Genomic DNA, 19292 nt, shown 5'->3' on the forward strand with positions numbered 1-19292 from the left:
ATACATGCTGATAGGTCACTATGGGCTTTACACCTGAGGCTGTCAGATATTTCCCAAGATGGTTCATCATCCCAAATCTGGCTTCATCCTGAAAGTACAGGTTCACTTCAGTGTACTTATCCTTATCTAGATGGTTTGGTAATAATACCATCAAAACCAATTTTTAGAATTTCTTTTTGTTCGGTTTGCAATACTTGTGCCGTAATTGCATAAAATTTAACAACACTTGGTAGTCGTTTTTTAAGAATCGGAAACAGAGTTAAATCATCTATTTCTGGCATCCTTATATCCATAAAAATGTAGTGTAAATTTTCATCTATTGAGCATTCAATAACTTCTTTTGGCTTATTAAAAATTTTATGCGGAATTTGATGTTGTGTGAGAATCATATCGCATAAGTCTAAAATTAAATGGTCGTCATCAATTACCCAAACGGTTTTGTTTTTAGATAAATAGACTGGCGAATCTTCTGTTTTTAATAACGGAACTATCTTAATTTTGTAGCTACTATAATTTAGTGCTAACTTAAAAATTGAACCATTATTTGGCGAGCTTTCAATATCTATTTGGCCATTGTGCAGTTCTACCAATTGTTTAACAATACTTAAACCTAAACCAGAGCTATTAAAGTTGTTATCATCAATACTGTTTCTATGTACAAATTCATCAAAAATTGTATTTAGTCTATCTGCACTAATGCCAATTCCTGTATCCTCAATATTTATGCTTAATAAGGTTGTGTTTGCAGTTGGTTTAAGCGATGCATGTAATTTTACAAAGCCTTCATTTGTAAATTTTATAGCATTCCCTAATAAATTGTATAAAATTTGCTTAAGTTTAAAGGCATCGCCTTTTAACCACAGATTATCTTCAAAATTTGTTTGAGCCAACAGTTGAATGCTCTTTTCTTGTGCTAATGGTTGCATAATTAAAAGTACTTCGTCAATAACTGGTTTTAGTTCAAATTCTTCAGATTTTAAGTTGAATTTACCAGATGCTATTCTGCTGTAATCTAAAATTTCATTAATTAAGTATAGAAGGTGGGAAGAAGACTGATAGATTGCATTAACAGCCGCACTTTGTGGGTTGTGATTGTTTTTTATGATTTCTGAATAACCAATAATTGATTGCAAAGGTGTCCGTATTTCGTGGCTCATGTTAGAAAGAAAACGCTGTTTGGCTAAGCTGTTGTAATCTGCATCTTCTTTTGCTTTTTCTATGGCTAATCTGTATTGGTTGCTTTTAGAAATATCTGTAAAAATAAAATAAATTAAAACGATGGTAATTAGTAAAAAGTCAATAAAATAAGTGAAATATGTCTAATGCCTTTATTAACTACATTTCTAGCATGTTTGCCATTTAATTCAATTTGAATTAAAGCTTCATTTCTTACTTCTAATAAAATAGCTAACATTTGTTGCGTTAGTTTATTAGAATTAGTGGCTAATCGGGTTTCTTCAGCAATAAATATGCTGCTTTTTAATTTTTGCCTATTCTTAATCAAATTTAAAGAAGCCTCCATGTTCTTTAAAATACTATCCTCGGCAAAACCATCTAAAGTATCTCTTTTAATTTTTAACTCCTCGCTAACAACTTTGTAAGATTCCGTTTTCTTTTTCCCGAAAATTTTATTGAAAATTCCTTTCCTTCCATCCTCGCTGTTTAGCGTAGTAGTGGATGTTTTATTTTCTGTGGTGTAAATTGCACTGTCAGATTGAAATACCCTTTCAGAGAAAATGTTGTTTAATTTTTCAATTTCATTAGAAAAGTTTTTTGTGTTTAATAAGCTATCTCTTACCCTTAAATATAAAATAAACTGTTTGTCTCTTTCTGCTAATAATTTCCTAATAGATTTTATTCTTCTAAGCTGTAAGCTATCTAAAATATAAAGCTCCTTTAAACTATCTAAACTTGACTTTAAACTTCTTGAATCTTTTAAAAAACTAGTGCTTTTATTTTGGTTGTTGTTATCAATATATCTTTGACTTTGGTCTAATCTTGATACCCGATTGAAAATATCGTTAACTAAACTTAATTTTTCATCAGGTACTGAAACCCTATCATCTGTAGTTACCATTTCGTCAAAAACAAATTTGCTAACTCCCCACGCAGCACCTAAGGCAAGTATAGCCATTAAAAAACCAAAATAATTTTGCCTTTAGTTAGCAAAGCAAATCTCTTTTTAGTTTAAAATGAAATTGTTTAAGCATAATTAAAATACTTTTATATATGTTCAAACGCAATATTGATAATTATCGTACCAAAATAGTACATCAAATTGGCTTAATAATTAGTAAATATTTTCAACATAGTGTCACTTGATATTCAGTAATTTAAAATCTGTTATTTTTAAATCTTCAATAATGTTAGTTCTTTATGCTTTATTAATTAGTTAATCGGGTAAAAAATGTAATAATTTAGTAAGCTGTTATAATATGATTAAACCATAATTATATTTTTTTAAATAAATGAAGATTGTAATTGCCGAAAAGCCATCAGTTGCCCGTGAATTAGCGAAAGTATTTGGTGCTACCAATAAGAAAGCCGGATATATTGAAGGAAAAGGCTATTCTTTTACTTGGGCTTTTGGTCATTTATTACAATTGGCGCCACCGCAAGATTATGGTTTTTATGGTTGGAAGCAACAAAATTTACCCATGCTTCCAACAAAATTTAAATTGGCGGTACGAAAAATAAAAACAAAAGATGGTATTGTAGAAGACCCTGCGGTTAGAAAGCAGTTAAACGTAATTAAAAGTTTATTTGATGAATGTACTGAGATTATTGTTGCAACAGATGCCGGGCGAGAAGGCGAACTAATTTTTAGGTATATCTACTATTATTTAAAATGTAAAAAGCCATTCCGTAGGCTATGGATATCATCGCAAACAGACCAAGCTATTAAAGAAGGTTTTAGAAATTTAAAACCAGGTTCGGATTACGATACTTTGTTTAACTCGGCACATTGCCGCTCAGAGTCTGATTGGTTAGTTGGGATGAACGCCACACAAGCGCTAAGTATATCTGCAGGTAATAGAGCGGTTTTGTCTTTAGGTAGGGTACAAACCCCAACATTAGCTATGATTTGTAGCCGATACATTGAGACAAAAAACTTTGTACCCGAAATATTTTTCCAAGTAGCTATACAATTGCAAAAAGAAGAAAGTTTTTTTAGAGCCATTTCTGCAAAAAATTATAAAACCCGTGAAGAAGCTGAAACTATAATGGCTAAAGTTTTAGATGCCGCAACAGGTAATGAAAAAGGTGGTTTAATAGCTAGCGTTGATGCTAAAGCAAAAAAAGAACCGCCACCGCTATTACATGATTTAAGTAGCTTGCAGCAAGAAGCCAATAAAAAGAAAGGCTACACCGCAGATCAAACTTTGGGAATTTTGCAAAACTTGTACGAAAGCAAGTTGGTAACTTATCCGCGTACTGGAAGTAGGTATATTGGTGATGATGTTTTTGCTACCGTACCAGATTTAATTTCAAAATTTACAGACCACCCTTTGTTTGGTAAAGATGCTACATTTTTATTAAATAATAAACTGAACAAAAGAAGTGTAAATGCTAAAAAAGTAACAGATCACCATGCGGTTTTGCCAACTGGAGAATATGCTGGGCATTTATCATCTGATAGGCAAGCTGTTTATGATATGGTTGTTGGGCGTATGATTGAGGCTTTTCATCAAGAATGTATTAAGGAAACCACAAAAATAATTGTTTCATCTGGGTCAGATTTTGTTGCTAACGGAACAGTGATACAATCTGCTGGGTGGCGTTCTGTTTTTAATGATAATGATGAAGAAAAGAAAGATGAAGATAATGCAACTTTACCTAAAGTAATTAAAGGAGAAAGTTTAGCAATTACTAATAAAGCGGTATTAGAAAAACAAACTAAACCAAAGCCATTATATACAGAAGCTACTTTACTAAAAGCGTTAGAAACTTGTGGAAAAGATATAGAAGATGAAGAGCTTAGGTATGCCATGAAAGAAAGTGGATTAGGTACTCCAGCCACCAGGGCATCAATTATAGAAACACTAATTAAAAGAGAATATATTGGTAGAGAAAAGAAAAATTTAGTACCATCTAAAAAAGGTTTAGCTGTTTATGATGTGGTAAAAAACAAAAAAATTGCTCAGGCAGAACTTACTGGGCAATGGGAAAAAAGATTAGAAGAAATTAGAGAGGGCGCTTCTGTTAAAGATTTTAAAGCTGAAATAACCGACTATACCAAAAACATTACACAAGAGCTATTAGCGGCTGGCACAGGTTTGTATAATCTTTTGAAAGAAGCTTAAATATTCTTGATAATAATAGAAATACTAAAATATTTTTATTACAGCTCTAATAAAAACCCAAGCTAATTTAGAATGATATAAACAATAAGCTAAAACATTTTATATTCTTTTACGTAAAAACATATTCTGTTAATATTTAATTTTTAAATTTCAGTGAAAGTGTAACATAATACTTAATTTATGCGTTCAAAAATTTCAGTTTTTAACTGGTCTTTTAATAAATCTTTTAGTGATGAGAAAAATAGCCTAGATAAGGCAAAGTGTAAAATTTTGTACTCTATTTTTTTAATATTTTTTTTAAAAGTAATCTGCGTTTTAATAACATCAATATATTTTGATCAAAACATTCAATTTATCAGAGCAGTAATTTTCTTATCATTATACCTAGTATTATTTAGATGTTTTTTATTAAAATTATTATCATTTAAAACTATTGCACACATTATAGTTTTATCAAGTTTACTACTCATTTCTTCAAACTTATTTGTTACTGCAAAATCAGTAAATATTATTACAATACAATTTGCCTTTAGTTTAGTACTATGCAGTTTTTTTATCATCAATTCTGCGTATGGTTTTTTTTATTCGTCGCTTGCAATAGCGCTCATCATGACACCCATGTTATTTGGAAGTAAATATGAATTATTTGCTAATTCAGACGGAGCTTTAGCTTCACCAGGATTTGAACTTATTGTGATTCTCAATTTTATTTCTATAATTTTTATACCCTACTTATTTGTCGAAGCTTTTATTAAAACAATAAAAGAAAAGGAAGCATTGAATTTACAGCTTTTAGCTAGTGTTGAAGTTGCAAATGAAGCCGCTCAATCAAAATCAAACTTTTTGTCAACCATGTCTCATGAGTTACGTACGCCGCTTAACGCAGTTATAGGGACTACTAATTTATTATTGTCAGATACCTATCATAAAGATCAAGAATCAAATCTTAACGATTTAAAGTTTTCCGCAAGTTGTTTGCTTGATATTGTAAACGATATTTTAGATTTTAATAAGCTTGACTCCTCGAATCTTAAATTGGAAACAATTAAAGTGAATTTAGAAAATTTAATAGAACGAGTTTGTTCTGGATTAGTGAACCAAGCTAATGAAAAAGGAATTGAGTTGAAAATAGCTGTAAATTCGGAAATATCAAATTATGACGTTTTTACTGATCCTACTCGAATAACTCAGATTATATATAATTTGGTTGGTAACGCCATTAAGTTTACAGCAAAAGGTAACGTTAGTATTTTACTAGATATTTTAAGTAAAAATAACGAATATTTAAAAATAAGGTTTTCTATTAAAGATACGGGAATAGGAGTAAATGAGGATAAAATGAACTCTATTTTTGAACCTTTTAATCAAGCATCTTCAAGTATAACAAGAAATTATGGTGGCACAGGTTTAGGACTGTCTATTGTGAAAAGGTTAATTTCTCTGTTTAATAGCGAAATCAAATTAGAGAGCAAGATAGGAGAGGGATCAAATTTCTATTTTGATATTGACTTTAAGTACAGCCAAAAGACTTTGGAGAAAGAGCAAGAAATATTAACTGAAGTTTATAATATAAGTGACCTTAATATCTTAGTTGCTGAAGATAATTTGATGAATAGGGTTTTAATTAAAAAGGTGCTATCTAAATGGAATAACGAACCTGTTTTTGCAATTGATGGTTTAGATGCTATAGAAATTTCAAAAAATAAAACCTTTGATGTGATTTTAATGGACTTGCACATGCCAAAGATTGACGGTTATGAAGCATCAAAAGCGATCAGAAACGATGCAAGTAATATAAACCAAAAGACACCGATAATTGCGTTTACAGCATCTGTTTCAAATACTATTTTAGAAGATATTGAGCTTGCCGGTATGAATGACTTTATTTATAAACCGTTTAATGTAGATGAAATGTATAATAAACTGAGGAATATTAAAAATCCTAAAGCTTAAATTTGCTTTAGGATTTTTTGCATAGTATTTAAACCCTCGTCTATATGTTGTTCTTCTATTATTAAAGCAGGTCTAAATCTTATGGTTTGGGTACCACAACCTAAAAACATTACATTTTGTTCCATACCCATATTAACAAATTTATTTCTTAGTTCTGGCGTAGGGAAATCAAAAGCAGTTAATAATCCTTTTCCTCTTACATTTTGTATTCTGTTATCGTTTTGCGCAATTTTAATGAGTTCTGTTTGTAAATAAGTACCCATATTTGCTGCATTTTCGCATAAATTATCATCTTCAATAATTTCTAAAATCTTACTAGATCTTACCATATCTACCAAGTTGCCACCCCAAGTAGAGTTGATTCTTGATGGAACTTTAAAAACATTGTCTGCTACTTCATCTAATTTATTGCTTGCTAAAATACCGCATACCTGCATTTTTTTTCCAAAAGCAATAATGTCTGGTTGGGCATTAGCACCAAAATGTTGGTGGCACCAAAACTTACCGGTTAAACCAACACCAGTTTGTACTTCATCGTAAATTAACAATGCTTCGTTTTCGGTACATAAAGTTCTTAATTCTTCTAAAAACTCTTTACGCACATGGTTATCGCCACCTTCAGACTGTATCGGTTCTATAATAATGGAACATATTTCATCTTTATGGGAAGCAAAAGCATTTTTAATTTGTGATATCGCTAAAGCTTCGCTTTTTAATAATTCGTCAAAATTAGCACCTTCCAAAGGGAATTTCATTTTAGGCACACTTACTCTTGGCCAATTAAATTTCGCAAACCATTTGGTTTTATTTGGAAGGGTGTTTGTTAAACTTAGTGTATAACCAGTTCTTCCATGAAAAGCTTGGTCGAAATGTAAAACCATAGTTCCTTTTTCTTCTCGGTAACCTTTGCTAAAGTTTTTCTGCACCTTCCAGTCCATTGCAGCTTTTAAAGCGTTTTCTATAGCCAAGCCACCACCCGCTACAAAAAAAGCATGAGGTAAATAATCTGGAATACCAACTCTTGAGAAAGTATCAACAAATTGTGCATACTGTGTGGTGTATATATCAGAATTTGACGGGTTAGCCATTGCTGCTAACAATAAATTCTTTTTAAACTCTTCATCTCCAATCATTTTTGGATGATTATAGCCTAAGGGAACAGAAGCAAAGCAAGTAAAAAAGTCTAATAAAGAGCGGTTGTGTTTAGAATCGTACATTCTTACACCGTTACTTTTTTCCATATCAAAAGTAAGGTCGTATCCGTCTGTTAACAAATGTTTAGCTAATGTTTTTTGAACCTGGTTAGGAGCTATATTAAGTTTATACATAAAAAGTCTTTTCTCAAATTTATTAAAAAAGGCTTAAAAAGGCAAATCAAAGGCGTTTTTAGACTTACTGATGAAAAATAGCTTTAAACGATTTAAAGTGTGTTTTTAAACTGTTTGCACAAATAGATGAAATAAAAGATTGCGTATTAAAGAATATTTATCAAAAAATTCGGCGTATTTACCTAAATTTTTCTGGCATACCCAATAAACCAAACAAGCCACCGGTATGTATCATTAAAATTTTTGCAAATGGTTTAAAATAATTTTGAGCTGCTAAATCTTGAATAGCAAACAATGTTTTTGCAGTATAAACTGGGTCAATTAAAATGCCTGTTTTTTGTATAAAATTTTTGGTGAAACCTATTAAGTCATCTTTAGTTTTTGCATAACCACCAAAATGATAATTGGTGTGTAGGTTATATTCATAATTGCCGGTAAGCAATGTGTTTATTTCTGTTTTTAAAAAATCTGCGCCTTTTAATGTGGCTATGATATTTATCTCAGCCATTATGTTATACAAGTTTTTACCGTTAATTAAACCAGCGGCAGTAGCTCCAGTACCAGCAGCACAAAAAATGTAATCGTAATTAGTTTCTAATTCACTTATAATTTCTCGGCAACCTAATTCTGCTTCCATGCCATAACCACCTTCATTAATTAAATAGAAATCAGTACTGTGTTTAAATTTTTGATTAAATAATTTGTCTTTGTCCTTGTAATCTTCTCTGCTTACAAAAAACAATTCCATTCCAAAAATTTTACAAAAATCTAATACAGGGTTTTCAACTAAATCGCCTCTAACAAAAGCAGTAGTTTTAAACTTAAATTTTGCCCCAGCGGCAGCGGTTGCCAGTAAATGGTTTGAGTAAGCGCCACCAAAAGTTACTAAATGTTTTTTGTTTTCGTTTTTAGCTTTAATAAGATTATATTTTAATTTACGCCATTTATTGCCAGATATAAAAGGATGAATTAAGTCATCACGTTTTAAATATAACTGAACATTATATTTATTTATAGGCTCATAAATAACTTCTTCTTCTGGACTATAAAATTTTAAATCTATCATTAAAATTGGGTGTAAAAAATAAATCCTAATTGATAACATCAATTAGGATTTATAAAATGTTTTGAATAAAATTATTTACCAATACCAAAACCAAGACCTGCCGTTACTGCTTGGTACTCGCCAATACTATATGATCCGTATAGTCTGAAAAACGCAAGGTGTAATGAGAAGCCCACATTGCCTCTTAAACCAGCAATGTCTTTCTGTTTGATATTAACAGGGTCAATAAATGTTGTGAATTTATCATCATTTGTTGCGTTAGGATCTGTAACTGTTGGCGCACCAGTTCTTGCTACATAAGTGCCTAATAAACCTAACTCTGTTTTTGCTGTATTGTATCCGATTGACGCAAATGGGGTGAAAATAGCAAGCTTTTTAGATACAATTGCATCAAATGTATATCCTGATAATTTACCTTCTACTCTTTGATTCAGATTTGACCCCGAGTTTTTATCATCAAGTTGGTCTTCAATTGGAATGCTTTTATCATAAGTTAATTGGTTGTAACCAAAAGCCAAAGCAATATCAATAGGTATAATCTTTTCTGTTTTACCAGGCATTAAAAGTTTGGTGATTTCATGTTTAATTCCAAAACCTAAAACTTGTAGAGTTCCATAATCATCACTTTTTCCAAGTTTTGGAGAGTAACGAACAGATATATCTGTGTTTTTAATTACACCAACTGTTAATTGAATTTGTGGAGAAGGAACCATGTTAAAGCCTAATCCGTTTGGCATGTTAAAAGAACTAACATTATTGCCATTATTGTCTTTTAGGGTAATCTCTGCTCCAGTTACGTCTTCACCAAATAAAGTAGGAGTTGAAGCGTTAGAGTTAAAAGATGTCCTAGATGATAAGCCTAAATCGCCAAGTCTGAAAAATTGATCAGAGGAAGGTACGATTGCAGCCGTACCTTGAATTCTTAAATCAAATTTACCTAAGTTTTTTGCTTTGGCCGAGTTGTACCAAGCACTATTCATACCGAAACCAAAACCTTTAAAAGCTGGCATTAGGTAAGCTTGTGCTAATTTGGTAGCATCGCCGGGACCAGATTTTATTAAATCTGAAACATCTTGAGCTTTAACATTACTGGAAATGCTAGCTGCTAATAATATTGAAAAAGTTAATTTTGTGACAGTAATTATTTTTTTCATCTTGGGAATAAAATTAATTATTCCGAAAGTAAATCTTTCTGATTAGAAATGGAAAAAAGTTTAGTACAAAAATTGTTTTAGTGTAAAAATTTTTCATTTTAATTATGTTTAATAGTTTTATAGAATAAATCGGTATTATCAAATATAATACCAAATGATGTTTTTATGACAAAGCTTTTTGAGGATGGTTTAAAATGAATTTTAAAATTCTATGTTTTTTTTCTAAAATATTTATGGATTTAACCAAAGTATCTCAGCTTAAACTTTTTTGTATTTTAAACAAATTTGGCTTAAAATATATATCTAATTAAATAATTAGTTTAAAAAATCTTATTGGCTATAATCTAAACAGTTTCTTAGTTTTGCAACAATGAGTATAGATAACGATTTACCAGAACAAGAAGATAACGACCTTTTTGAACATTTTCAAATTGTAGTTGATAAAGGACAATCTTTATTAAGAATAGACAAGTTTTTAATGCTGCGTATAGTAAATGCGTCACGTAATCGTATTCAAAATGCAATAGATGCCGAGAATGTTTTAGTAAATCAAAAGCCAATTAAGGCAAGTTATAAAGTAAAACCTTCTGATGAAATTAGTATTGTACTGCCTCACCCACCCAGAGATAATGAGGTTTACCCAGAAGATATTCCTATTAATATAGCCTACGAAGATGATGATGTTATTTTAGTAAATAAGGAGCCTGGTATGGTGGTGCACCCGGGCTATGGTAATTGGAGCGGCACTTTGGTTAATGCTTTGGTGTTTCATTTTAAACAATTACCGCAGTTACCAGGTAACGATGGCAGGCCTGGTTTAGTACACCGAATAGATAAGGATACGTCTGGCTTATTGCTAATTAGTAAAAACGAAAGAGCTATGACTTATTTGGCAAAGCAGTTTTATAATCATTCCATTACTAGGCAATATTTAGCTTTGGTTTGGGGCGATTTAGAACATGATGGAACCATAGAAGGATATATAGGACGAAGTGCCAAAGACCGTAAAGTAATGGATGTTTATGATGATCCTGAAAAAGGAAAATGGTCTGTTACACATTACAAAGTAATAGAACGTTTTAATTATGTAACACTAGTACAATGCGAATTAGAAACAGGAAGAACACACCAAATTAGGGCACACATGCAACACATTGGGCATCCTTTATTTAGTGATGCCTCTTATGGAGGCGATAAAATAAGAAAAGGTACTTTGTTTGCTAAATATAAATCTTTTGTAGAAAATTGTTTCAACATTATCCCTAGACAAGCTTTACACGCTAAAACATTAGGCTTTTTACACCCAACTACTAAAAAACACATTCATTTTGAAACAGATTTACCACAAGATTTTGTAGATGTTTTAGATAAATGGAGAAATTACATAAAAATTGAAGATTAGTTGAAATATCTTCAATCCAAATCATAGCTTTGCAGCCTTATGCAAAAAAACTTTATCAATTATAACGGAGAAATTTTAGATGAAGATGAGAAACTTTTCACTATCACTAATCGTGGTTATAAATATGGTGATGGTTTATTTGAAACCATGCGTGTATCAAACGGAAAGTTAAATTTTGCAGATTTACATGCAGATAGGTTACAAAAAGGAATGAAAATATTAAAATTAGAAGGTTATTCTAATTTTGATACCTATTTTTTGAAAGACAAGGCTGATGAACTTTGCAAAAGGAATAAAATTACTAAAAATGCAAAACTAAGACTAACCGTTTTTAGAGATGCAGCTGGTTTGTACACTCCAACAGAAAATAAAAGTGCTTACACTTTAGAAATAACCCCTTTAGACTCTCCTTTTTACCAAATTAATCCTAAAGGTTTAATTATGGATGTTTATGATGAAATTCACAAACCAATAAATAAACTATCAAATCTAAAAACTTGTAATGCACTTCCTTATGTAATGGCGGGTATTTACAAAAAGCAAATGCGTTTAGATGAAGCTTTTATTTTAAACCAAAACGGTTTCTTATGCGAAACAATTAGTGCCAATGTTTTTTTAGTTTATAAAGGACAAATTTATACACCGGCATTAAGCGAAGGTTGTATAGGCGGTGTTATGCGGCAAGTAGTAATGCAACTTACTAAAGAACATGATTTAAACATGATTGAAGCTCAAATAAACCCAGAAATTTTAGATGAGGTTGAGGAAGTTTTTATCACCAACGCATCAAAAGGAATACAATGGGTAATGGGTTTTAACCGTAAAAGATATTTTAACGAGGTATCTAGGTTTTTAGTAGAAAAGCTGAATAAAAAAGTTAAATAATCTTCGATTATTGATTTTGAAAATTTTTTGAATTAAAATAAGCACATCAAATACCTCAAATTTAAATATCCGTTTTCAAGCTCCCTTAATTTCAAATTTTTCATTAAAGAAAACTATTTTTAAAACTTTAAGAATTGTAGAAAAAGAACAATAAATAAATTATCAGGGGACTCTTTAACTGCTACTTGTAATTTTCTAAAATTAAGTTTTTAAACTTTCAACAATAGGAGGTTTTATTTCTTAAAACCATTAAAATTATCTATAAACATTAAACTTAGCCAAATTTTTATTCACTGATTATTAATTATTTAGTAAAACATGATTAGAATTTTGATTAATTTCTTAGTTACAGATTTTTTAATTAATTAATTTGTGGAACACAAACAGATTTCATGGTAAAAATTAAAGCCATTATAGTTGATGACGAAGAAAATGCTAGGTTATTATTGCAAAGTTTTATAACAGAATTTTGTGAAAACATTGAACTTGTTGGGCTTGCATCCGATGTTAAAACTGCTGTAAAATTAATCAATAACAACGAGGTTGATTTAGTGTTTTTGGATATTGAGATGCCTAACGAAAATGGATTTGCATTATTTGAATATTTTGAAAAACCCAGTTTTAAAACTATTTTTTGCACAGCATATTCAGAATATGCTTTAAAAGCTTTTGAAGTATCTGCTGTTGATTATATTCTAAAGCCAATTGGCATTAAAAAGTTGCAAGAAGCGGTTGAAAAATTAAATGAATTTAAACTCCCGAATCATCAGGTGGGAGAAGTTTTAAAAGAAAATTTATTCAATAATAAAATTAAAAAAATTGGTCTTCACTTAGGTGATGCTACTGTTTTTTTTAATTTAGAAGATATCTATTACTTTGAGGCAGATGGATCTTACACTTACATGGTACATAAAAATGGAAGAGAATTGGTTGTTAAAAAAATCAAACATTTTGAGGGTTTATTAGGAATTGATATTGGTTTTTTTAGAATACACCGTTCATATTTAATTAATTTAATTCACATTAAAAAATACACCAAAAAAGAAGGCCTATCTGTTGTTTTAGCTGATGATAAAACGCTTGCAATTTCTAGAGAACGTAAAGAAGATTTTGAACAATTTTTAAAAGTTAGCAACTTTCAATAAAATATATATGACAAAATCTTTAAGCCTGTATTTATGTTTAGTTTTAATTAGCGTTTTTAATGTTTTTGGAAATATTGATAGTGCCGCCCTTAAAATTGATAATTATAAAAAAAATGACACCATTAAGGTTGAAATGATGGTTGATTATTGTGTGGCAAATACGTTTTCAATATCAGATCAAATGCTTACGTATGCTACCCAAGCTTTTAAATTATCAAAACAATTAAATTATAAAATTGGAGAAATTAGGGCGCTAAATTGTTTAGGGAATTATTATTACCAACAAGCCATTTATGATAAAGCCATCAGCTTTTACACAAAAGCATTAACACTTGCTGAAAAAAAAGCAGATATAAAAAATATTGTTATAGGGAAAAGTAATTTGGCTAGTTTATATACCCGCAATAAACAACCAGATAAGGCTTTAAAAATGTTTAAAGATGCCGATAGCTTATTGGTAAAGTCTGGTGAATCGTTCTCGCAAAACAGAGCGGCTATTTTAACAAATACAGGTGCACTTTACTCATCTATTGGGCAGCATTTACAAGCTATTAATTTGCATACTAAAGTGCTTCAAATTTGCGAAAAATTAAATATTCCGTTTGGTATAGCTTTAGCCAAAAGTAATATTGGCGAGGAGTATGTTTACTTAAAAAACTATAATGCAGCTATTGGTTATTTGCAGCCTGCTTTAGCTGTGTGCCTAGCACATAACTTAAATAATTTGGTTTCAAACGTTTATAAAAACTTAGGGAGAGCTTATGAACTAAAGAAAGATAATACCAAAGCATTATTTTATTTTAACAAAGCAGTTCTTATTGCTAAACAAACAAATAATCAAAATACTTTACTTACAGCAAGCCAAAAACTACACGAAATTTATGCAATAAAAGGAGATTTTAAAAATGCCTATCAACTTGCTTTATTGTTTTTGAATGTTAATGATAGCATAAATGGTAATGTAAAACAAAAAGCAATTGCAGAAATTAACACCAAATACGAAACCGAAAAGAAAGAAGCCACCATAAAAGCCTTAAGTCAAAATAAGCAAATTGCCGAATTAAAATCTAAACAAAAAAACATACTCATATTTAGTTTAATTGGTGCTTTTATTACAATTGCTTTATTGGGTTATTTCCTTTTTTCAAGGTATAAAATCAATAAAAAGAACGAATTATTGAATGCAAAGTTACTAGCAGCCGAAAAACTTTTAGCATCAGAAAAGAAAGTAACAGACAGCGAAATTAAAGCCTTAAAAAGTCAGATGAATCCGCATTTTATTTTTAATGCTTTAAATGGTATTCAACAACAGTTTATGTACGGCGATAAGTTAGTGGCTAATGAGCAAATGAGTAATTTCACTTATTTAACCCGTCAAATTTTAGAAGTTTCCGGAAAAAAGAATATTACTTTAAGTACAGAAATTGAAATTATAACTAAATACTTGGAGCTTGAGAAAATGAGGTTTCAAAAAGATTTTTTTTATGATATAACTGTTTATCCAAATATTGACGATGAATACTTAAGGTTACCTCCTATGTTGTTACAGCCGTTTATAGAGAATAGCATTAAACACGGCCTTATGCATAAAGAAGGTTTAAAGAAACTTCACATTAATTTCGAATTATCTGATAATGAAGAATATTTGTTAGTTAAAATAACAGATAACGGAATTGGAAGAAAAAAATCAGAAGAAATAAAATCGCAGCAAATTCTACAACACAATTCTTTTTCTAGCGAAGCAATTTCGCAAAGATTGCAACTAATTGCCAAAAACAATACCGACGATTTAATGGTTTACATCGATTTATTTAATGATGAAAAACAATCCTCTGGAACTCAATTATTGGTAAAAATTTATTTAGGATAAACATTAGTGGTGAAAAATTTACCGTTCGTGAAGTTTTTTATACGTTTCGTGAGGTTTTAAAAATTCAGTTATTACATTTTATAACCTTTGAATTATAAAACAATTTAAAATCATGAAAAAAATACAAACTATCATTATCATTACATTTTTAGCTTTTTCAACAGCTTTAATGTCTTGCAAAAAAGACGAAACCGCTACCAACAAAGATTTATTAGTAGGTAAAAAATGGTATTATAAAACTTAAATAAGTACAAATTTATCAACAGATTCTAAGAGAACTTATGAACTATCAAACCCTAGTTACTTTTGGTTATTTAAAGCAGATGGAACATACGAAGAAACATGGGATTGGGGTAATGGAACATATACTTTAAGCGATGACCAAAAAAACATTAATGTTAAAATTGGAACATCTACATATAATATGAATATTACAAAAATAACTGATACTGAATTAGAATTTAATTATTCCTATTCTGGTAAAGGCGCTGGTAATTCTGCTTTTGTATTAACTACTGTGGTTCCTGTTTCAATAATAAAACAATAGCCTAACTATTTTATAAAAATATTTATTCGAAGCAAAAAACTGGACTTAGTTCCAGTTTTTTGGTTTAAATTTATTTCTTGGATTTAGGCTTAACAAAGAATAATGATATTTATAGATCAGTTGAGTAAAGAAATAGAAATAAAGTATCCGCCTAAGCGCATTATTTCTTTAGTGCCCTCGCAAACAGAATTATTATTTGATTTAGGTTTAAATGAAGAAATTGTTGGAGTGACAAAGTTTTGCATACATCCAAAAGATAAAGTTAAGCAGGCAACCAAAATAGGAGGGACTAAAAAATTAGATATTGATAAAATAAGACAATTGAAACCCGATTTAATTATTGGCAACAAAGAAGAAAACCAAAAAGAAGATATTGAATTACTGATGCAGGAGTTTCCGGTTTGGATGAGTGATATTTATAATTTGGAAGACGCTTTAAACATGATTTTAGGGATAGGAGCGTTGGTATGTAAAAAAGCAGAAGCTAAGTTTATTATTGATGATATTGAAAACTCTTTTAGCAACTTATTACTATCAATAAAAAACAAACCGCGTAAAAAAGCAGCTTATTTTATTTGGAAAGCCCCAAATATGTTAGCGGGCTCTAATACTTACATTAATGAAATGTTAAAATATTGCGGTTTACAAAATATTGTTGAACAACAAAGATACCCAAGTTTTACAACTGATGAACTGCTGAATTTGCAGCCTGAGGTTGTTTTACTATCTTCAGAGCCATATCCTTTTACACAAAAACATGTTTTAGCATATAAAAATATTTGGCCTAATGCAAAAGTGGAATTGGTTGATGGTGAAATGTTTAGCTGGTACGGGAGTAGGTTAAAGTTGGCTGCTAATTATTTTAAACAATTAAATTCAAATTTATTTTGAAAAGCATTTGTATTAAAGCTGCTAAATCATATCTTTGCAATCCAAAATAATTACTAATTGTTTTGAGAAAAAAATCCTAAATGCGGAAGTGGCGTAATTGGTAGCCGCACCAGACTTAGGATCTGGCGCTTCACGGCGTGGGGGTTCGAGTCCCTTCTTCCGCACTAAAACCAATCCCTCCCACAAAATGGGAGGGATTTTTGTATAAAGACGTAGCAATAATAAATAATTCAGTATGAATATTACACAGGAAAAAATCAATGATCTTAATGCAGTTTTAACTGTAAAAATCTCTCCTGATGACTACCAGGAAATAGTAAACAAAAAAATAAAAGACCAAGCAAAAAAAATGAAACTTCCAGGATACCGTCCAGGAATGGTTCCGGCTGCACATGTTAAAAAAATGTATGGCAAAAGCATTTTGGTTGAAGAAGTAAATACTTTGCTTTCAGATTCTGTTAACAATTACATCCAACAAAATGAAATTGAAATTTTAGGTCAGCCTTTACCAAAAGCTACTGATGACCATTTTAACTGGGATTTTAACGATGAGTTTGTATTTGAATACGAATTAGGTTTAGCACCGGAGGTTAATGTTGAGTTTTCTGCAGATGATAAACTTACACAATATATCATTAAAGTTGATCCCGATACTTTAGCAGAAAGAACTAAAAATATTAGAAGAAGCTATGGTAAAATGACCAACCCAGAACTTGTTGCTGATGGTGATGTTGTTTTTGGCCAATTTGTGCAACTAAATGCAGATGGTTCTGTGTTTGAAGGCGGCATTGATGTTACTACTTCTTTAAGATTAGATATTGTTAAAGATGCATCGGCTTTAAAATCTTTAATTGGTTTAAAAAGAGAAGATGTTGTTGAATCTTTTGATTTAGTAACTGCTGTAGATGATGAAAAGCAATTGATTAAAATTTTAAAATTAGACGAAGAAAATCCTATTATTCCTCAATCTAAATTTAAATTAACTGTTAAAAACATCAATAGATTAGAAGAATCTGATTTGAACCAAGAGTTTTTTGATAAATTATTTGGTGCTGACGTAGTGAAAACTGAAGAAGAATTTACTGCAAAAATTACCGAAGAGCTGGAAGCTATGATGACGCAAGATGCGGATAAAAAATTAGCCGGAGATTTATATAAATATGGTTCTGAAAAAGCAACTATGGAATTACCAGATGAATTTTTGAAACGTTGGTTAAAAGTTGCAAACAAAGAAGTAACCGACGAGGAATTAGACGGCGGTTACCAAGATTTTGCTAAAAACTTAAGGTGGACTTTAGTTGAAAATAAAATTGTTAAAGACCAAAAATTACAAATTAAATATGAGGATGTTTTTGAAACTGCTAAAGCCAGATTAGATGCTCAGTTTAGAATGTACAGCCCAACTGCTTTAACAGAAGAACAATTAGGTCAATACACTGCTCAGTTTTTACAAGAGAAAGAAAATGCTAACCGTATTTTTGACGAAGTAAAATCTCAAAAAGTATTTGATTATTTAAAAACCGTAATTTCTTTAGATAAGAAAGAAATTGGATATGATAAATTTCAAAAATTAGAAGCTTAATATTGATTTTTTAAATTAAAAGAGCAGAGCAGCCATTTCGATATTCATCGAGATGGCTGTTTTTTTTTAAATGATTTCTATTCTAGTAAAACAAACACATTAATTGCCTATAAAACTTGAAATAACTTTTGTTTTTAGGGTTTATTAATGACAATACTTCAATTACCATTTTATAACTTCTAATAAACTTACCGCTCAGAATTTATAAGCTGTTTTATCTTCCAATAATTTCCCCTAATTCTTTAGAAAATTTATTTGCACCAACATCATTCAAATGAAATTCATCAGCAAATAAACTATAATTGTTATTATAAGTTTGGTTGTTGCTATAATCTAAAAACGTAACGTTAGGGTAAGCTTTTGCAATTTCTTGTAATAAAAATTTCTCTTCACTTTTAGGTTCTTCTAATATTGTAGGTGAGATGATGACAAATGTTTTTATTTTTAAATCTTGTGTTTTTTGTAAAAACTGCTTGTAATATTTTACCGCTTTTTGATCTATAATTATTTTTTGTAAAGCCCTTTTATCATTATAAGTTTGCTGGTTAATTTTATAATTATCAAATTCTTTTTTAGCAACTGTTCTTACTAGCGGAGAATATCCTCTGTCATCTTCGGGCAGTTTATTGCTGAAAATATTATCGTAAAGTGAAATGAGTAAAGTAGAATTGTAAGGGTAGGTTTTACTAAGTAGTTTAAGGTTTTCGAACTCACTTATTTCTGCAGTATATTTTCTTAAAACAGGATGCTCTGCAACATAAGGCAATAGTTGCGCAAGCTTCATATATTTTTGCTCATTAGGTCCTAATTCCCAAATATTAACATCTAAAATAATGATTTTAGGGATTTTACGCTCTAAAATAACATCTTGAGCCGCACAATAATAAGGTAAAAACTGTCCGTCTCTGCCTGCATTATAAATTGAACCACCTATTTTCTTGCTCAATATTTCTGATGAATAGTGGTGTAATGCCCTAGAACTTCCAAAAATTAAAATATCCGGACTAGCATAGTCTAAAGCATACGTAGTTTGGCCAAATTGCCCTTGTTTTAAATTAAAGTAAAGTTTGTTTAATCCATAGCCAATTACAAAATCGACCACAAAAATTACAGCCACAAAAATGATGAATTTTTTAATAAACGATATGAGGTTTTTTTGCTGCAT

At 30.3% G+C, this 19292-nt stretch carries 15 protein-coding genes and 1 tRNA gene; 10 read left to right on the forward strand and 6 right to left on the reverse strand.

The window, feature by feature from the left end:
* Window positions 1–122 precede the first annotated feature (122 nt).
* Together ACFSSE_RS08395 and ACFSSE_RS08400 are read right to left on the reverse strand one after the other, a co-directional pair.
* Window positions 123–1301: an ATP-binding response regulator gene (locus ACFSSE_RS08395; protein WP_379100863.1), complete on the reverse strand. Its 1179-nt coding sequence runs from the start codon at window positions 1299–1301 to the stop codon at window positions 123–125.
* Window positions 1286–2134 (reverse strand): hypothetical protein, encoded by an 849-nt coding sequence (locus ACFSSE_RS08400; protein ID WP_379042102.1) that lies wholly within the window; start codon window positions 2132–2134, stop codon window positions 1286–1288. Before ACFSSE_RS08400 ends, ACFSSE_RS08395 begins: the two co-directional genes overlap by 16 nt.
* 334 nt (window positions 2135–2468) lie before the next feature.
* Here ACFSSE_RS08400 and ACFSSE_RS08405 point away from each other — a divergent pair, with 334 nt between their 5' ends.
* Window positions 2469–4304 carry a DNA topoisomerase 3 gene (locus ACFSSE_RS08405; RefSeq protein ID WP_379042100.1) on the forward strand — a complete coding sequence of 612 codons (1836 nt, stop codon included), beginning with the start codon at window positions 2469–2471 and terminating at the stop codon, window positions 4302–4304.
* Window positions 4305–4484: 180 nt separating this feature from the next.
* Window positions 4485–6257, forward strand: coding sequence for an ATP-binding protein (locus ACFSSE_RS08410; protein WP_379042098.1), 1773 nt, complete (start codon window positions 4485–4487; stop codon window positions 6255–6257).
* Here the strand turns inward: ACFSSE_RS08410 and lat are convergent.
* The 3 genes from lat to ACFSSE_RS08425 form a co-directional block, all read right to left on the reverse strand.
* On the reverse strand, window positions 6254–7585 hold the full coding sequence (lat, locus tag ACFSSE_RS08415; protein ID WP_379042096.1) for an L-lysine 6-transaminase: 1332 nt from the start codon (window positions 7583–7585) through the stop codon (window positions 6254–6256). The two genes, ACFSSE_RS08410 and lat, sit on opposite strands and share 4 nt — an antisense overlap.
* Window positions 7586–7763: 178 nt before the next feature.
* Window positions 7764–8651, reverse strand: a complete 888-nt coding sequence (locus ACFSSE_RS08420; protein WP_379042094.1) for a 1-aminocyclopropane-1-carboxylate deaminase/D-cysteine desulfhydrase — start codon at window positions 8649–8651, stop codon at window positions 7764–7766.
* A 71-nt stretch (window positions 8652–8722) separates the two neighbouring features.
* Window positions 8723–9805, reverse strand: a complete 1083-nt coding sequence (locus tag ACFSSE_RS08425) for a DUF6588 family protein (protein WP_379042092.1) — start codon at window positions 9803–9805, stop codon at window positions 8723–8725.
* A gap of 370 nt (window positions 9806–10175) precedes the next feature.
* Here ACFSSE_RS08425 and ACFSSE_RS08430 point away from each other — a divergent pair, with 370 nt between their 5' ends.
* The 8 genes from ACFSSE_RS08430 (at window position 10176) to tig (ending at window position 18127) form a co-directional block, all read left to right on the forward strand.
* A complete protein-coding gene (locus ACFSSE_RS08430; protein ID WP_379042090.1) occupies window positions 10176–11207 on the forward strand; it encodes an RluA family pseudouridine synthase in 1032 nt (343 codons plus the stop codon).
* 39 nt (window positions 11208–11246) lie between these two features.
* Window positions 11247–12092, forward strand: a complete 846-nt coding sequence (locus ACFSSE_RS08435) for an aminotransferase class IV (RefSeq protein WP_379042088.1) — start codon at window positions 11247–11249, stop codon at window positions 12090–12092.
* A 392-nt stretch (window positions 12093–12484) separates the two neighbouring features.
* Window positions 12485–13237, forward strand: coding sequence for a LytR/AlgR family response regulator transcription factor (locus ACFSSE_RS08440; protein ID WP_379042086.1), 753 nt, complete (start codon window positions 12485–12487; stop codon window positions 13235–13237).
* 7 nt (window positions 13238–13244) lie between these two features.
* Window positions 13245–15107: a tetratricopeptide repeat-containing sensor histidine kinase gene (locus ACFSSE_RS08445; protein WP_379042084.1), complete on the forward strand. Its 1863-nt coding sequence runs from the start codon at window positions 13245–13247 to the stop codon at window positions 15105–15107.
* 112 nt (window positions 15108–15219) lie between these two features.
* Window positions 15220–15351, forward strand: coding sequence for a hypothetical protein (locus ACFSSE_RS08450; protein WP_379042082.1), 132 nt, complete (start codon window positions 15220–15222; stop codon window positions 15349–15351).
* A 405-nt stretch (window positions 15352–15756) separates the two neighbouring features.
* Window positions 15757–16545 (forward strand): ABC transporter substrate-binding protein, encoded by a 789-nt coding sequence (locus ACFSSE_RS08455; RefSeq protein ID WP_379042078.1) that lies wholly within the window; start codon window positions 15757–15759, stop codon window positions 16543–16545.
* A gap of 82 nt (window positions 16546–16627) precedes the next feature.
* Window positions 16628–16709: transfer RNA gene (locus ACFSSE_RS08460), tRNA-Leu, on the forward strand.
* Between the two features lie 71 nt (window positions 16710–16780).
* Entirely contained in the window at window positions 16781–18127 is a 1347-nt protein-coding gene (gene tig / locus ACFSSE_RS08465) for a trigger factor (RefSeq protein WP_379042076.1), read from the forward strand.
* Between the two features lie 214 nt (window positions 18128–18341).
* Here the strand turns inward: tig and ACFSSE_RS08470 are convergent, their stop codons facing one another.
* The gene (locus ACFSSE_RS08470; RefSeq protein WP_379042074.1) at window positions 18342–19292 is read right to left on the reverse strand and encodes a hypothetical protein; all 951 of its coding nucleotides are present in this window, start codon (window positions 19290–19292) and stop codon (window positions 18342–18344) included.

The sequence above is a fragment of the Pedobacter alpinus genome, from assembly GCF_042684645.1.
Taxonomy (GTDB): domain Bacteria; phylum Bacteroidota; class Bacteroidia; order Sphingobacteriales; family Sphingobacteriaceae; genus Pseudopedobacter; species Pseudopedobacter alpinus.

Coding starts and splice junctions, on each gene's coding strand:
- ACFSSE_RS08470 (WP_379042074.1), bottom strand. CDS start 19,292: ATGCAGCAAAAAAACCTCATATCGTTTATTAAAAAATTCATCATTTTT.
- ACFSSE_RS08430 (WP_379042090.1), top strand. CDS start 10,176: ATGAGTATAGATAACGATTTACCAGAACAAGAAGATAACGACCTTTTT.
- lat (WP_379042096.1), bottom strand. CDS start 7,585: ATGTATAAACTTAATATAGCTCCTAACCAGGTTCAAAAAACATTAGCT.
- ACFSSE_RS08435 (WP_379042088.1), top strand. CDS start 11,247: ATGCAAAAAAACTTTATCAATTATAACGGAGAAATTTTAGATGAAGAT.
- ACFSSE_RS08425 (WP_379042092.1), bottom strand. CDS start 9,805: ATGAAAAAAATAATTACTGTCACAAAATTAACTTTTTCAATATTATTA.
- ACFSSE_RS08400 (WP_379042102.1), bottom strand. CDS start 2,134: ATGGCTATACTTGCCTTAGGTGCTGCGTGGGGAGTTAGCAAATTTGTT.
- ACFSSE_RS08405 (WP_379042100.1), top strand. CDS start 2,469: ATGAAGATTGTAATTGCCGAAAAGCCATCAGTTGCCCGTGAATTAGCG.
- ACFSSE_RS08450 (WP_379042082.1), top strand. CDS start 15,220: ATGAAAAAAATACAAACTATCATTATCATTACATTTTTAGCTTTTTCA.
- ACFSSE_RS08445 (WP_379042084.1), top strand. CDS start 13,245: ATGACAAAATCTTTAAGCCTGTATTTATGTTTAGTTTTAATTAGCGTT.
- ACFSSE_RS08420 (WP_379042094.1), bottom strand. CDS start 8,651: ATGATAGATTTAAAATTTTATAGTCCAGAAGAAGAAGTTATTTATGAG.
- ACFSSE_RS08455 (WP_379042078.1), top strand. CDS start 15,757: ATGATATTTATAGATCAGTTGAGTAAAGAAATAGAAATAAAGTATCCG.
- ACFSSE_RS08440 (WP_379042086.1), top strand. CDS start 12,485: ATGGTAAAAATTAAAGCCATTATAGTTGATGACGAAGAAAATGCTAGG.
- ACFSSE_RS08410 (WP_379042098.1), top strand. CDS start 4,485: ATGCGTTCAAAAATTTCAGTTTTTAACTGGTCTTTTAATAAATCTTTT.
- tig (WP_379042076.1), top strand. CDS start 16,781: ATGAATATTACACAGGAAAAAATCAATGATCTTAATGCAGTTTTAACT.